The following is a 15,922-nucleotide window of genomic DNA, read 5'->3' on the forward strand; positions in this document are numbered from 1 at the left end:
CCCGTTCTGCGTCAAGCCCGGAGCCTGCTATGGTCCGGGTCATAGGGCGAAGGTGCGATCACCGTTGCGTTGACCCGTTTTCCACAGTGATCCAACTCTATCTTGCACCCGATTTCTGCAAGTGACGGATCGACAAATCCATGGGCAAGATTGAGGCCGGTGCGGTGCCCCCACTCGCCCGAGGTGATTGTCCCGACAACCGTGTCACCCATCATAAGCGAAGCCCCGGCATGGGCAGGTCCCTGTCCGGTTTCCAACCGGAGCGGCACGAGTTTTCTCCGCGGCCCATCAGCATCACGGTTCAGCAGGGCATCGCGCCCGATGAAGTCACCCTTTTCCAACCTCACAAACCGATTCAGACCTGTTTCAAAAGGATCAAACTCGGTGATCAAATCAGCCTTCCAGTGCAGGAACGTCTTTTCCATCCGCATGGAGTCGATCGCCCGAGCGCCAAACAACTTGAGGCCGAAGCGCTCTCCAGCCCGCCGCAGCGCCAGATATGCGCTATAAAGCGAAGGGTTGGGAACGTGGATTTCATATGCCAGTTCGCCAGAAAAACTTACCGCCATTACCGTTGCCGGAGCGAAGCCAACAAAGCACTCCCTGACGCTCAGCCATGGAAAAGCTGCCGGGGACCAATCACCGCGCGCGCAGGACGCCAGCACATCACGTGATTTCGGGCCGGCAAGGATCAGAATGGTGCAGTCGTTGGTCAGACTGCGTAAATGCACGTCTTCATCGGGGTGGCGGTTCTGCTTTAGCCAATCCATATCGTGGAATTCACTTGCCGCCGCCGAGCCATACCAGACCCGGGCAGGGCCGCGATCGCTGGCGGGCAGGTTCGCCACAGTCGCTTCGGCTTTGACCATCCCGTGATGGTTCAAAAGATAGCCCAGCCCAACCCTGCCGTCGCGGCGCGTGACAGCACCGCAAAACAGACGATCCAGAAAGGCATGCCGATCCGCGCCGGTAATCTCGATACGGTTGAAACCATTCACCTCGGACAGCCCGACATTGGACTGAACATTTGCCACCTCGGCTGCGATCGGATCAAAGGTTTCGTCAAAATCGAAACTGAGGGTCGGTTCAAAGCTGGGGTCCGGCTTGATGTAATCCACCCTTTCCCATCCATTGACGACAGTGAATTCGGCGCCCTCGGCCGCCAGAACCGGGGTCAGCGCCGTGGTCTTGGCGGGCCTTCCTGCAGGGCGGTGTTCATGCGGGAGGTGAAAGCGGAATTCATTCTGGTAATCTTCAACTGCCTTTAGCGCCGTCAATTCCACATTTGCGTGGCCCGTGAACCGGCGCGGGTCCAGGCACCAGGTGTCATAACAGGCCTCTCCATGCACAATCTGCTGGGCCAACAGCCAACCATGGCCACCGCCCTCACCCAATCCAGCCCGCAGGCCGATAATACAGAAGGCGTTGCGCTTGCCCGGGATCGGCCCGACAAGTGGTGCACCATCAATCGTATAGGTTATCGGCCCGTTGACGATGGTGTGAATCCCGGCCTCCAACAGCGCAGGCATCCGGGCAAAAGCGCCCTCCAGCACATCCGAGACACGGTCCAGATCGTCCGGGCACAGTGCATTGACAAAATTCGGATCAATCCCGTCCATGCCCCAGGTTTTGCAGCCCTGCTCATAGAACCCCAGCAAGAGGCCGTTCTTTTCTTGTCGACAGTAGAAATCGCTGATCGGACATCGCAGCAAAGGCATTCGGTGGCCAGCATCGCGGATTGCAGGAATTTCTTCCGTCAGAAAATACTGATGCTCCATCGAGGCCACGGGGTGGTGCACCCCCATCAAGGCGCCCACTTCGTTCACACGATATCCGCAGGCATTCACCACGATGTCACAGTCGATATCACCGTGTTCGGTCTGCACCGTCCAGGTGTCATCCTTGTGTTGGGTCAACCCGACAACCGGGGTATTCCGGTACACCTCGGCCCCGGCCAAACGTGCAGCCCGGGCCAACGCCTGACACAGCTGAGCCGGATCAATATCCCCGTCCAAAGGATCCCACAGCCCGCCAATTAGGTTTTCGGTCGAGATCAGAGGGTGCCGCCGAGCGCATTCTTCGGCATCAATAACCTCGAAATGGACATCCATCCCCCGGGCCATCGACGCGAAATGGCGGTATCCCTGCATCTGCGCTTCGGTATTCGCCAGCCTGATCCCGCCATCGCCGTGGTGATAGTTGATGGGATAGTCCGGATTGGCAGCCAGGTCTTGGTACAGCTTGATCGAATGGGATTTCAGCCCAACCATGGTTTGGTTTGTTCCGAAATTCGTCACCTGCGCCGCGGAATGCCATGTGGTGCCCGAGGTCAGCTCGTCCCGCTCGACTAGGACAACATCTGTCCATCCCTCTTGCGTCAGGTGATACAGCGTCGAACACCCAGCGATCCCGCCACCAATTACCACTACTTTTGTCCGCGACTTCATCGGCTTTGCTCCTCTGAACCCCAATAGGTTTTGCTGAAAACGGGTCTTCGCAACAGCTTACGAATGGCTTGTGCTGAAAAATCGAAACTACGATTGAGGATTCTGAAAGGCGCATTTCCCTTTTGCAGAGACCCCGCATCGCCCTTTACGGTTCCGGGAATTCTGACATGAAAAGGATTGGGCGTTGTCAAAGGGCAGTAAAAGAAGCGGTCGAAATGCGCGTCTTGCGCAACGCGCAGCAGAGCCCGCCATAGATCCGTGCCCCCCCGGGCAAGCCGGTGGTCGCTTTCAACCTTTGACACAGTCCGAAGTCAAACAAATATACAATACCGCCTTAAGGCTTCTGGAAACTCTGGGCATGGGCGAGGTCCCGGACAGGCTGGCCAACGACCTGCGGTCAGCCGGTGCACAAACCGGACAGCAAGGGCGGCTTCTATTTCCTCGAAACTTGGTTGAAGACGCTATTGGGTCCGCTGCCAAGACTTTCTCCTTTCATGGCCGGGACGAAGCGCGCTCGATCGAAGTGGGCGGAAATCGTGTGTTCTTTGGCACCGGCGGTGCGGCGGTGCAGACGCTGGATCTGGAGAGCGGCCACTATCGCCCATCCACGCTGGCCGATCTGCATGATTTCACGCGGCTTCAGGATACGCTGGCCAATGTCAGCTGGTTTACGCGCTGCTGTGTCGCGACTGATCTGCCAGATGTTTTCGATCTGGACGTGAACACGGTTTACGCTCTGGTTCGCAATACCACCAAACCGATTGCCACGTCGTTTACCCTTGCCGAACATGTGGCCCCGATCGTCGAAATGCTCGACATCGTTGCAGGCGGGCCGGGTGAGTTCGCTAAGCGGCCGTTTCTGAAGGCCCATATCAGCCCGGTGATTTCACCGTTGCGCTATGGCGAGGATGCGGTGGATGTTGTCTATGAATGTATCGCACATAATATCCCGATGTCCTGCATTACAGCCGCACAGGCGGGCGCCACAGCACCCGCGACACTCGCCGGGTTTCTGGCGCAGTCTTTGGCCGAGACACTGGCCAGCCTTGTTATGGTCAACGCGATCAAGCCTGGGTTTCCGATGGTGTTTTCGAACTGGCCTTTCATTGTTGATTTACGCACAGGATCCTTCGCAGGTGGCAGCGGTGAGACCGCCATCCTGAACGCGGCGTCGGCACAGATCACTAACGCACTGGGGCTGCCTTCGGGAGTGGCCGCCTCGATGACTGATGCCAAAGCTATCGACGCACAGTACGGGGCCGAGAAAGGAATGACCTCGCTCGCTGCGGCGCTGGCTGGCGGCAATCTGATCTACGAAAGCTCGGGCATGACCGCTTCGTTGCTGGGCGTCAGTTTCGAAGGGTTCGTCCTTGACGACGAAATGCACTCTCACACCTATCGCGCTTTGCGCGGCATCGAAGTGACCGACGAAAACCTGGGATTCGACGCCATTTGTCATGCGGTACTGGGCGACGGTCATTTTCTGGGAAGCGCCCACACCTATGCTGCGATGGAACGGGACTACTTCTATCCAGCGCTGGCTGACCGGAACGAACCCCGGACATGGCAGACCGAAGGGGCCGCAGATGCGTGGACGGTTGCCCGCCGGCACGCAAAGGACATCCTGGCACGACATCATCCGCAATACCTGACCGAAGAACAGGACGCTGAAATCCGCAGACGGTTTCGCATTCTCTATTAGACTTACGTCGACCGACTCTAGCCAGTAGGCTTGCAGCACATACACTCAGATGAGGCCCTCATGACAAACCCCTTCTTTCAGCCGGTCTCGGCAATGGAGCTTGCGCGTTTCGCCGGCGTCCCCACGTTCATGCGCCTTCCCGGACTGACCCCCAAAGACGACCGGATCAACGAAGTTGATATTGGGATCATCGGGATCCCGTGGGATGGCGGCACCACAAACCGCCCAGGCGCGCGGCATGGGCCTCGGCAGTTGCGCGACTATTCGACCATGATCCGCGCAATGAACCCGGTCACCGGTGTAGCTCCTTTTGCCATGGTGAATTGCGCCGATCTGGGTGATGTCGCGCCGAACCCGGTGGACATCGAAGACACCATGAACCGAGTCACGTCTTTCTATGACGATCTGACCGAACGGGGCATAACGCCGCTAACCGCAGGCGGCGACCACCTGACCACCCTGCCCGTCTTGCGCGCTCTGGCCAAGTCGGAGCCATTGGGCCTTATTCAATTCGACAGCCACACCGACCTGTTCGACAGCTATTTCGGTGGCTACAAATACACCCATGGCACACCGTTTCGTCGTGCCGTTGAAGAGGGCCTTGTGGACCCCAAGCGCTTTGTCCAAGTCGGCATACGCGGTACGGCCTATAACACAGAAGATATCGATTGGGCCGAGGCACAGGGCATCCGCATCATCCGCATCGAAGAACTGTTCGACCGCGGCATTGACGATGTCATGGCGGAGGTGCGGGAGATCGTCGGAACAGGTCAGACCTATTGCACCTATGACATCGACTTTGTGGACCCCACCTATGCCCCCGGCACCGGCACGCCAGAGATCGGCGGGCCGAACAGTTTTCAGGCGCAGCAGGTGATCCGCCAGTTAAGCGGTGTCAATCTGGTTGGTGCTGATCTGGTCGAGGTCGCACCCCCCTTCGATGCCGCTGGGGGCACGGCCTGGCTGGGCATCTCACTGATGTTCGAGCTGTTATGTGTTCTGGCAGAGGCTGTGGACGCCCGCCGCTAACCGGTGTTTTCGGCGATCATCGAGATCATCTCGAACATCACCGCCGCTGCGGTCAGGGCGGTGATATCGTTGGGGCTGTCCTTGGTGGGCATCATGCAAACAACGTCACCGCCGACAATGTTCAAGCCGCGCGCGGCGCGCAGAATGCCCACGGCCTCATCAATGTCGAACCCCTTCTCGCCCGGCTCCAGATTGGACACCGCCGGGGCAATAGTCGGGTCAAGGCAATCCAGATCGAAGGTGATATAGACCGGCCGGTCACCCAGAACCTCTTTGGTCTGCGCCACCACATCGGCCAGCCCGCGCTGACGAAATTCGCGCATGGTGACGATGTTGTACCCGTAGTCGTAGGACGGCTGCAACCAGTCCAGGCTGCGCGGATGGCCTCGCAGGCCGATCTGCATCGAACAGGTAGGATCAACCTGCCCCTGATCGGCCAGATAAGCCCCCCAATGAGCGGCCGACTTCTTTGCCCCCAAAAAGTGATCGACCTTTGTAAACACATCCGTATGGGCATCCAGGTGCAGAAAACTGATCGGCTCTCCTCCGGCCAGCTTCCCACATCCTAGGGCCTGTACGATCCCGCCGGTAATGGAGTGGTCACCGCCAACGGATACCGGGCGTGCACCTGCCGCATCTATGTCCTTGTAAAAGGCGGTAATGCGTTCGATGCAATCTTCGTTATCGTTGGCGCGCGGGAAGGGTACATCGCCGACATCGGCAATCTTCGCGCGGCTCCAGGGGTCGATCTCAAAAACCGAATGGACCCTGCGCTGTACCGCCGAGACATTCCGCAAGGCGCGCGGGCCCAGATGCTGATCCCTTTCGGTTGTCCCGTTTCCGGTCGAATGCGGCACACCGACAAGTGCAATATCCTGCCCCTCGGGTCCGATATTGGGGCAGCGAAACATCGTCGGTATGCCCCACCAGTACAAATTGTCCATCATGGACTGCTCATAGCGGTCGACCATTTCATCCTCCGGTAAAAAAATGCCCCCGGCCTGGGCCGAGGGCATAGAAGTTCAGATTCTTTCGTCTTCTCGCCGGAATGCACCCTGAACAATACGGTCCATGACCATAGCAAGGAACAAAATGGCAAAGCCGCCCAACAGGCCGGGCCCCTTGGCTGCGTATTGCAACGCCTCAAGGATTTCCTTGCCCAGCCCTCCGCCACCGATCAGCGAAATGATCACCACCATCGATAGGCACATCAGGATGGTCTGGTTCACCCCGGTCATGATCGACGGCAAGGCCAGAGGTATCTCGACATCCTTCAGCAACTGCCATTTCGAAGCCCCAAAGGCCACAGCAGCCTCTTTGATACTGTCGGGCACCCCGCGCATGCCCAGCGCGGTCAGTCGGATGACCGGCGGCATGCCAAAGATGATCGTGGCCAGAATGCCGGGCGGGTTGCCGGTGCCAAAGAAGGCGATAATCGGGATCAGATAGACGAAGGCCGGCAAAGTCTGCATCAAGTCCAGCACGGGCTCTGCCGCGCGGTAGGCACGCCTGGACTTGCCAAACCAAATGCCCAGTGGAATGCCAAAAACAACGCATAACAGCACCGCCGCACCGACCAGCGCCACGGTTTCCATCGCCACATCCCAATATCCCAGCAAGGCGATATAGGCCAATGAAGACGCCGTGAAGATCGCCACTCGGGGGCCTGCAGCCCGCCAAGCCGTCACACATATCACCAGCATCACAACCGGCCAGGGCGACCCGATCAGCGCAATGGTCAGGGCATCCAGAACCGACCGAACCCCAGCGACAATCCCATCGAATACGTCCCCGCCAGCAAGAGCGGCCGCATCTATCTGCGCCTCCATCCAGCTTGCAAGGTTTGAAAACAGGGTCCCGCCGCCCTCACCCAATATCAGTGCGGACACTTCTTTTTCGGGGAATGCATCCAACATGGCCAGCGAAGCATTGACCGTGAATTTGTAGACGATCAACGGCCCAATCGCCGCAACAAGCACAGCCCCCAGCACCATATTTCGCCTGGACTGGCCACTTTCGGTACTGTCCGGATCGGTCCGCCATTTTGAATACTGTTTTTCATAGACGCGGTCGGCATAGAAGCCCTGTGCCAGTTTGAAGACCAGCAGCATCAGCAATCCGGTGATCATGATGCCCAGCGCTTCAGACTGCGCGGCCGCGGCTTTTCCAAAGCTGGCATCGGCGGCTTTCTGTATATTCGCTGCCAGCTTGGTGAAACGGTCAATATCGGCCTTCTCTGTCGCATCGGCCGCCCGCGCCAGCAGCTCGTCGGCGCGTGCCTGCTGACGTTCGGCACGTTCCACCATGTCAGCGCCCGGATTGCCCCAGGCACCACGCCCGATCTGAACCCAAGCGATGATTTCCAGGATCAGAAAGGTCCAGAACATCCCCCAGATGGCTCGTGATGCTGACCACAAAGGCCCCAGAACCCCGGCCCAGAGATTGAACGTATTCGGAACCGCGCTGGTTGCATCATGGATCTTGTGAAACGCCTTGACGTAATAGTCCCCATTCGGACCAGCAAACTCGTGAATGGACCGATCCAGTGCCTCATGGTCGACCTCGATATCCGAGGCGGCGGTGACTTTCACTTCGGTGGTTACATCAGTCATTCTTGCCCCCCTGAATTCCGCGCAGCAGGCGCGGTTTGGTCACGACGCCCACGTCCTGTCCTGCATCGGTGATGATCACCGGCAGGTCCGTGTCGACAGCCAGGTCGATCAACTGATCCAGATCGGCCCCCTCATCCGCGCGCGGCGCGCCGTCGGTCGGGCCGGAATAGCTGTCCAGTGGCTCCATGATTGAATGCGCCTTGACCAGTTTCAGTTTGGATATGCCCTGAACAAACTCGCGCACATAGTCATCGGCCGGATTCATCACGATGTCTTCCGGTGTGCCAATCTGAACGATGACACCATCTTTCATGATCGCAATTCGGTGGCCAATGCGGATAGCTTCGTCCAGATCATGGGTGATGAACAATGTGGTCTTCTGCAACTGGGCGACCAGCGCTTTGAACTGGTCCTGCAGCTGCAGCCTGATCAGCGGATCGAGCGCAGAAAAGGGCTCGTCCATTAACAGGATTTCCGGATCAGAGGCCAGCGCGCGGGCAATTCCAACACGCTGCTGCATCCCGCCTGACAATTCTTTGGGCAGGCGATCTTCGTACCCGGTCAGGTCCACCAAACCCAGCGCATGGTCCGAGACGGCCCAGCGCTTGGATTTGGACACTTTTCGAATTTCCAAAGGATAGGCCACATTGTCTCTGACAGATCGGTGCGGCATCAGCGCCATATGCTGGAAAACCATCCCGATCTGCTGCGCGCGGATACGGCGCAGCTCAGCCTCGGATATTTTGGATACGTCCTGGCCCAGAATCTCGATCTTGCCTGAGGTCGGCTCGATCAAGCGGTTCACGTGGCGCACCAGCGTGGATTTCCCGGATCCCGAAAGACCCATAATGCAGAAGATTTCGCCGCGCGGGACTTCGAAAGACGCACCCTGTACGCCGACCACACAATTATACCTTTCAAGAACTTCAGGCTTTCCAATCCCTTCATCCCGTACTGCGGTCATGGCCTCTTCTGCCCGCGCACCGAAAATCTTCCAGACATCTGTCAGCTTAACGACTGTTTCGGTCATACTTGCCCCTTCAATGCAAAACAGGCCGCCAGGCATTCCCGGCGGCCTATCTGTAATTCAGTTCCGAGCGTTACCGATCACTCTGACATCCAGTTCAGAACTGCATCTTCGTTCGCACCGACCCATTCTTCGGCATATGCGAGCGGCTCTTTGCCATCTATGACAAGCGCATAAGTCATGGCCGAGACAGCGGCAGTATCCAGTTTCATGTTGGACAACAGCCGAGCAACTTCGGGGTACTCATCCTCAAGAGATTTGGCATAGTGAAGGTGCAGATAGGCCAAATCCCAGGCGACACCTGCTTCGGATTTCTCCAGCCAATCCGGATCATCCGTGGGCTGCAGGACATTCCATTTTGCCGCGTCATAGGCCGGCTCTTCCAGGATCTGAAGATCATGCAGTTCAAACACGTAATGCGGCGTATAGCAGAAACCCACCCAAGGCTCACCCGCTTTGATCGCGTTATCAAGGTTCGCATAGGCGACGGTTTCGTCTATCTCGGTCAGTTCCATGACTTGGTCATAGCCATATGATTTGGCCCGGATTTTCTCGACATTGGTCGACGCCCAGCCGGGGGCACCGATCCATACTTCGCCCTGCCCGTCGCCATTGCTGTCGAACAGTGCCGCGATGTCGGGATTGGTCAGGTCGTCAATGGACCGAATATCATTGGCATCAGCGGTCGCTTTGTCGACACACATTCCTTGAAACGCCTCAACGCCATTGGAATTGAAGGTAACTGTACCCTTTTCGGTTACATAGGTGTCATGCAGGTTCTGCTGGTTCGGCATCCACACTTCGGGGTGTACGTGCATGGCGCCGGAATCCATCGCCTCGAACACGATCGGGTTGGTGCCATTCTGAAGCTCGACCTCTAGCCCCAGATTTTGTTCGATCGCAACCTTTAGAATGTGCGCTGTTGCATTTACCGATGGCCAGTTCGGCACACCGATCACAATGTCAGCAGCAAAAGCAGGCACAGCGACTATCATCGACGCGCCTCCCAGTAACATAGTGAGTTTGTTCATATTATTTCTCCGTGTTGGGCGTTCGAGGCGCTTTTCTTCTTACCCTATGGGCAGCGGTACGCCTGCCAAACGACATCGGGATGACGTTCCATCCCCCTTTCTTAGCCAGTTACCGGGCGCGCCGGTTTGACAGGAAAATTCAAACATGCCGACACATGACCCATCAAGAACAACATGCCACAAATCAATATATGCGTCTTTCTCGAATATTAGATTCGGTTTATTCTGATCTTGGTCGATATGACGCCTGAAATAGGTGCAGCCGATTCTTGAGTGGGCTTGTCTGCCATCAATATCCCCTAAGCGGCGCCATCTCAGACAGGGGTACAGATTTTATCCAGTCAGTCCTCAGATCCCAGTACAAGATCCTGCTTCAGGATGAAGTCCCCAAACGCGTCCGTCAGCGTTTGAAAGCGCGAGCGTTGCGAGACATAAAGATACACCTGCCTTTGATCTTCGAGATCAGCGATAGGACGGAAGACGATAGCCTCAGGGAGAGACCGTGCAACGGTTTGCGGTAAAACCGTCACCCATTCCTCGGTGCGCACCAATGCGATCAGTGAATGGGTGTTCTGAATGGTCACACCGGCCTTCGAAATCGCCGCGTGAAACCGCGGGGACTGAACCAGATCGCACAGAGCATTGCGTATGAAGGGAACCGAAGCCACCTGTTCGATGGTTGGCATCTCCGATTGCTGTGCCAGCGGGTGTGCAGCCGTGCAAACCACCCCAAACCTGTCTTCGAACAAGGGCGTGGCTGTGACCCCGTTTAGCGCAAGATACCCGGATGCAATGCCGATATCCGCTTTTCCTTGCACAACCGCGTCCAGTACCTGCTGTGTATCGGTATCGCGGAGCTCGATCCTGATATCGGGGAAATGGCTATTCATGTGACTCAGCACCTTGGGAAAGGCAAGAGCCGCCACCGACGGCACAGACACGATCCGCAACAGCCCGTACTCTGCGCTGGCTATTGCCTCGATATCCTGAACTGTTTGATCGAACTGTCTGACCTGCTTCAAAGCCAAATCATGAACCTGCCGACCCACTTCCGACAGTCGGTTTTTGCGCTCTCCCTCGAACAGCTTCTTACCCAGGTGCTCCTCAAGCTGCTTCAGCGTCATCGACACCGCCGATTGCGTTCGCCCAAGACGGTCGGCGGCCTCGGTCAGATTACCAGTCTGCACAACCGTGCAAAAACTGCGCAGTGTTTCAATCTTGATCGCCATACTTCAGTTTTTCTGCAATTTGTTTCATTTAATTGAGTTTGACTGATGTTCGCCAAAAAATCCATCCTAGGTCAAATGAAATCGCACTGGGGCGTAACGTGACACAACTGAATCTGATTGCTGGCGAATGGCTGGCAGGTGAGTCTGAAATCGAAAACCGCAATCCTTCGGACCTGAGCGATCTGGTCGGCATGTTTGCACAGGCCAGCGCTGACCAGCTTGAGGCGACGCTGGATCAAGCCCGTGTTGCACAGGCTGAATGGGCCGCCTATGGCATCGAACGGAAGCAAGCTGTTCTGAACGCTATCGGTAATGAAATGATGGTCCGGGCCGAAGAACTGGGTACGCTCTTGGCGCGCGAAGAAGGCAAGCCGCTGGCCGAAGGCAAAGGCGAAGTGTTCCGCGCCGGGCAGTTCTTTACCTATTACGCAGCTGAATGCCTGCGTCAAATCGGTGAGAACGCGGATTCTGTGCGCCCCGATATCGAAGTAGACGTTCGCCGCGAAGCTGTCGGTGTTGTCGCCATCATCAGCCCATGGAACTTCCCTACCGCGACTGCCTCTTGGAAGATTGCTCCAGCACTGTGCTATGGCAACGCGGTTGTGTGGAAACCCGCCAACATCACCCCGGCATCCGCTGTCGCACTGACCGAAATCATCGAACGTCAGGACATCCCCAAAGGTCTGTTCAGTCTGGTCATGGGTTCGGGGCGCAGCATCGGGCAACGCCTGGTCGAAAGCCCCAAGGTCAATGCAATTTCCTTTACCGGGTCAGTCCCGGTCGGCAAGGGTATCGCAGCAGCCGCCATCCAGAACCTGACCAAAGTTCAGATGGAAATGGGATCAAAAAACGCGCTGGCAGTGATGGACGATGCCGATCTGGATCTGGCCGTTACTCTGGCATTGGGAGGAGCGTTTGGAGGCACCGGACAGAAATGCACGGCGTCTTCGCGCCTTGTCGTGCATGCGGGTATCCATGACGCGTTTGTCGAAAAGCTGGTGGCCGGTGCGCAAGCGATGAAGGTCGGCCACGCGCTGGAGGAAGGCGTGCAGATGGGTCCCGTCGTCAGCCAACAGCAGCTGAGCGAAAACCTGGCCTATGTTGATCTGGGCAAATCCGAAGGGGCCGAGCTGGCCTGTGGCGGAACCCGGCTGGAGATGCCTCATGACGGGTTCTACATGTCGCCGGGCGTGTTTCTGAACACCAACAACGACATGCGCATCAACCGCGAAGAAATGTTCGCACCTCTGACCAGTGTCATCAAGGTTGGCAGCTATGACGAAGCGCTGAGCGTCGTCAACGACACCAACTTTGGCCTGACCTCGGGCATCGTGACCAAATCGCTGGCCCGCGCCACGCATTTCCGTCGCAATGCGCGCACTGGTGTTGTGACTGTGAACCTGCCCACTGCAGGCACCGACTACCACGTGCCTTTTGGCGGCCGCGGCGACAGCTCTTACGGGCCGCGCGAACAGGGTAAGGCTGCGGCCGAGTTCTATACCACGGTCAAAACCGCCTATATCAGCGCGGGCCCCGTGTGATGCGGATCGACGGGCTACAATATGCCAACTGGTCGGAAAAGATTTTCCGCCAACTGCGTGACGGGGGCGTGGACGCGATCCACGTCACCATCTCGTACCACGAGAACTTTCGCGAAACGGTTCTGAATTTCGAGAAATGGAACCGCTGGTTCGAACAAAACCCGGACCTGATCATGAAAGGGCGCTGGGCCAGCGATATCGATACGGCTCGTAAAACGGGCCGGACGGCTGTGTTCTTTGGCTTTCAGAACCCCTCGCCCATCGAAGACGATATCGGGCTGGTCGAAATCCTGCACGATCTTGGCGCCCGTTTCATGCAGCTGACCTATAACAACCAGTCCTTGCTGGCGACCGGCTGTTATGAGGCCGATGACACAGGCATAACCCGTATGGGCAAGCAGGTGATCAAAGAGATGAACCGCGTAGGTCTTGTAGTGGACATGAGCCATTCGGCGGACCGTTCCACCATCGAGGCCGCTGAATTGTCCGAGCGTCCCATAGCCATCACTCACGCGAACCCGTATGATTGGTCGCCCGCGCTGCGTAACAAGCGTGACGATGTCATTCGTGCGGTGACGGAAAATGGCGGGATGCTTGGCTTTTCGGTTTATCCCCACCATCTGAAAGATAAATCCGATTGCACGCTGGACAGTTTTTGCGAGATGATCGCACGCGCCGCCGACAAATACGGCGCGCAGCATCTGGGGATCGGCACAGACCTGTGTCAGGATCAACCCGACAGCATTGTGGAATGGATGCGGGTTGGCCGCTGGACCAAGGAAATCGACTATGGCGAGGGATCCGCTTCGGCTCCAGGCTTTCCGCCCATGCCGGGCTGGTTTCAGGACAACCGAGATTTTGGGAACATCGAACAAGGGTTACGCGCGACCGGCCTGAACGATGACGAAGTGGCCGGGATCATGGGCAGGAATTGGTATCAGTTCTTCGCCGAGAACTTCGTCCCACAAGGGTAACACTATGTATACACGCGTGCAGACTGAAAATGTCAGACGTGATCCCGCGATGGTCATGCGGCTGTCGCGGCTGGGCTCGCTGCATCAATGCCGTCTCAGCTTTATGCGGCAACTGACCCGCCGTATGGCGCAGGAAAACTGGAGTTTTTCCCGACCTGCGTTCGAGATTGACGAACACGGCGTTGGCCATGCGGTCTATACCGCGCAAGGCCCTGATCACGCATATTCTCTGGTGGCGTTTGGCCATGATCTGCCGCCCGAAAAACGCTCGGACCGGGTCATCGCCGAGGCCTGGGATGCCACCTTCGCGCTATTTGACGGCATTCCGACGGCGGATGATATTCACCGCCTGTCGCAAAACGTACCAGTGCAAGAGGCCGGGCGCGTCAGCGAGTCAGAACTGTCATTGTCGCGCGCCAACCGGTCAGTCCGCCTGTGGGCACATGTGGTCGACCGTCTGGCCGCTGGTCAACAACCCGATCTGGAACAGATTTATCAGGTTGGCTACCTGATGCGGACAACCGCCGTGTATGGTTCCGGCAAGTTTGGGGCTGCAGATCGCGAGAAAACAGCCAGTCGCCCCGAGGTCAACGGCCCGTTCCAGACCGAGATGTTGTCGGTCTACCTGACCCGGACCTTTGTGCGCGATCTGGTGCAGCATATGGCCCAAGTGAAGGGCGGCGATCAAACCGCGCAGTTAGATCCGCAGATCGCCAGTTGGCTCGGCATTGGCAATTCCACAGGTCTGGGCATGGCCCCGTTCATCGTCAACCATCCGATCTTGTTCAATAACTGGATCATGGCGCGAGAGGAGGCCATCGCCCGGGTACGGTCGCTCTTGACCGCCTCGGAAGATGAGGCCCGTCAATTCCGTGGCATCTATGATCGTAGCAAACTCTCGATGTCCTGGTGGCAGTCTGAGCATCCGGTTCAGCGCGATAAGCTGGCGGCGCTCAACAACGATCTGCAGGCAATCTCTGGGTATCTGGACAGGGATGATCTGACGCAGAACCAACCCTGGGATCGGTTGATCCTGTGGTCGCAATCCGCGCTGAGCGAGGAGGGCCAGGAACTGCTCGCCTCGCTTATCCTTGAGCCCTATGGCGAATTGGTCGATGGGCTGAGCTGTTGTATGGCCGACAGTAATTCAAGTGCCCATGTGATTGATGGATCAATGTCGGTAGGCGCTGCGCGCGATCTGATCAGTAACAGTTTTGGCTGGGCCTTGGATCTGGATTGGAACGCAGCGGAAAACTGTGCGCGGGCCTGGTATGTCTCCGAGGAGAAGCTGGAGCCGCGACTGGGTGAGCGCTTTGAGGAACCGATATCCGGTTACGAACAGCCCCTTGCCCCGGCCCGTGACGCCGCGATGGCGTATAAGGCGCTTGCCGAATGGGATACTCGCTCCTCCGTTGCAGAGTTTCTGCTGCGCCATCCTGAACATCGCCACACCCTGCGCCGCGCTCAAATGAGCCGAGTAGCCCCCTATGGTGAAATCCACGACAACACGATTAGCGCCACTGTCCTGCCTATCGACATGCTGCGGGCCAAGCTGTCGTTTTTTGGGGCAACCCATTTTGACCCCCGGTCGGACCGCTGGGTGCGGATCTGCATGTATTCCGGCGCACCATATCCTGATGAGCTAACGCCGGAAAATGCCGATCTGTGGGTTTATCCGGAGTTGCCGCAATGACCTATTCACTGAACGAGATCGAAGCCACCTCTAAACGCGCTGCCCGAGGGGCAGGGTATGCCTGGGGTCTGGCAGAAGAGGCCGCCAAAGCCACACGCTGGTTGTGCGGGCATGGGCTGAACGGGACTGCAGAGCTGGCCCACCTGCTGGACTTGGGTTTGGCTGCGGCGCCGGCAGATCACAGACCAGATGCGATGCAGGGCCCATGGCAGGGCAAGGGCGCTTTGTGCCCTCTGGCCACTGGCACCTTGCTGTCGGATTGTGCCGAACAGCTGCGCGCCGGACCGGTTGAGATGGCCAACATTGCAATCCCTGCCCTGTTACTGCCCTTTGCTGCCTATGCGGCACGTGAACTCAAGGGCTGTGTGGTGCTTGATTGTGATGGGCATCTGGCGGCATGTGATGGGTATTCCGTGTCGACCTCAGATACCTTACCCGCCCAGGCGCGCAGGGTGGTGGTTTCGCTGGGGGAACAGCGTACAGGCCCCAGCCCACATCAGACCCGCGCCGCCCCGACTGATCAGGCTTGGGCAACGCTGAATCGCTTTGCCCACCGCACCTATGCCCCCGCAACCGAGGAATCCCGCCTGCTGGGTGCAGGGGCCGGGCTTTCTGATAATGACTGATGAGGTACTGA

The 15,922-nt window shown here is 57.6% G+C and carries 12 protein-coding genes; 6 read left to right on the forward strand and 6 right to left on the reverse strand.

Annotation, left to right across the window (positions count from 1 at the left end; genetic code table 11):
- Positions 1 to 11: 11 nt before the first annotated feature.
- Positions 12 to 2,447, reverse strand: coding sequence for a GcvT family protein (locus tag AC2FIZ_RS11965; RefSeq protein WP_281995508.1), 2,436 nt, complete (start codon positions 2,445 to 2,447; stop codon positions 12 to 14).
- 184 nt (positions 2,448 to 2,631) lie between these two features.
- Between AC2FIZ_RS11965 and AC2FIZ_RS11970 the strand changes: the two genes are divergently transcribed.
- On the forward strand, positions 2,632 to 4,149 hold the full coding sequence (locus tag AC2FIZ_RS11970) for a trimethylamine methyltransferase family protein (protein ID WP_142637775.1): 1,518 nt from the start codon (positions 2,632 to 2,634) through the stop codon (positions 4,147 to 4,149).
- A 60-nt stretch (positions 4,150 to 4,209) separates the two neighbouring features.
- Positions 4,210 to 5,178, forward strand: a complete 969-nt coding sequence (speB, locus tag AC2FIZ_RS11975) for an agmatinase (protein ID WP_496694021.1) — start codon at positions 4,210 to 4,212, stop codon at positions 5,176 to 5,178.
- Here speB and AC2FIZ_RS11980 read toward each other — a convergent pair.
- From AC2FIZ_RS11980 to AC2FIZ_RS12000, 5 genes are all read right to left on the reverse strand, one after another.
- Positions 5,175 to 6,149 (reverse strand): arginase family protein, encoded by a 975-nt coding sequence (locus AC2FIZ_RS11980; protein ID WP_496690019.1) that lies wholly within the window; start codon positions 6,147 to 6,149, stop codon positions 5,175 to 5,177. The two genes, speB and AC2FIZ_RS11980, sit on opposite strands and share 4 nt — an antisense overlap.
- A 51-nt stretch (positions 6,150 to 6,200) precedes the next feature.
- On the reverse strand, positions 6,201 to 7,790 hold the full coding sequence (locus tag AC2FIZ_RS11985; RefSeq protein ID WP_496791063.1) for an ABC transporter permease: 1,590 nt from the start codon (positions 7,788 to 7,790) through the stop codon (positions 6,201 to 6,203).
- Positions 7,783 to 8,820: a quaternary amine ABC transporter ATP-binding protein gene (locus AC2FIZ_RS11990; RefSeq protein ID WP_142637767.1), complete on the reverse strand. Its 1,038-nt coding sequence runs from the start codon at positions 8,818 to 8,820 to the stop codon at positions 7,783 to 7,785. Before AC2FIZ_RS11990 ends, AC2FIZ_RS11985 begins: the two co-directional genes overlap by 8 nt.
- A 77-nt stretch (positions 8,821 to 8,897) precedes the next feature.
- Complete coding sequence (locus AC2FIZ_RS11995) at positions 8,898 to 9,848, reverse strand: ABC transporter substrate-binding protein (RefSeq protein ID WP_271949984.1); 951 nt, start codon at positions 9,846 to 9,848, stop codon at positions 8,898 to 8,900.
- A gap of 341 nt (positions 9,849 to 10,189) precedes the next feature.
- Positions 10,190 to 11,077, reverse strand: a complete 888-nt coding sequence (locus AC2FIZ_RS12000) for a LysR family transcriptional regulator (RefSeq protein ID WP_142637763.1) — start codon at positions 11,075 to 11,077, stop codon at positions 10,190 to 10,192.
- Between the two features lie 98 nt (positions 11,078 to 11,175).
- Here AC2FIZ_RS12000 and AC2FIZ_RS12005 point away from each other — a divergent pair, with 98 nt between their 5' ends.
- The 4 genes from AC2FIZ_RS12005 to AC2FIZ_RS12020 are packed head-to-tail and all read left to right on the forward strand — an operon-like array spanning position 11,176 to position 15,911.
- Entirely contained in the window at positions 11,176 to 12,618 is a 1,443-nt protein-coding gene (locus AC2FIZ_RS12005; RefSeq protein WP_271949981.1) for an aldehyde dehydrogenase family protein, read from the forward strand.
- A complete protein-coding gene (locus tag AC2FIZ_RS12010) occupies positions 12,618 to 13,592 on the forward strand; it encodes a membrane dipeptidase (protein ID WP_281973181.1) in 975 nt (324 codons plus the stop codon). Before AC2FIZ_RS12005 ends, AC2FIZ_RS12010 begins: the two co-directional genes overlap by 1 nt.
- A gap of 4 nt (positions 13,593 to 13,596) precedes the next feature.
- Positions 13,597 to 15,285, forward strand: coding sequence for a hypothetical protein (locus AC2FIZ_RS12015; protein ID WP_496791065.1), 1,689 nt, complete (start codon positions 13,597 to 13,599; stop codon positions 15,283 to 15,285).
- Complete coding sequence (locus AC2FIZ_RS12020) at positions 15,282 to 15,911, forward strand: DUF3726 domain-containing protein (protein WP_496791066.1); 630 nt, start codon at positions 15,282 to 15,284, stop codon at positions 15,909 to 15,911. Before AC2FIZ_RS12015 ends, AC2FIZ_RS12020 begins: the two co-directional genes overlap by 4 nt.
- Positions 15,912 to 15,922: the final 11 nt, after the last annotated feature.

Source organism: Ruegeria sp. CDSB022 (genome assembly GCF_059611145.1).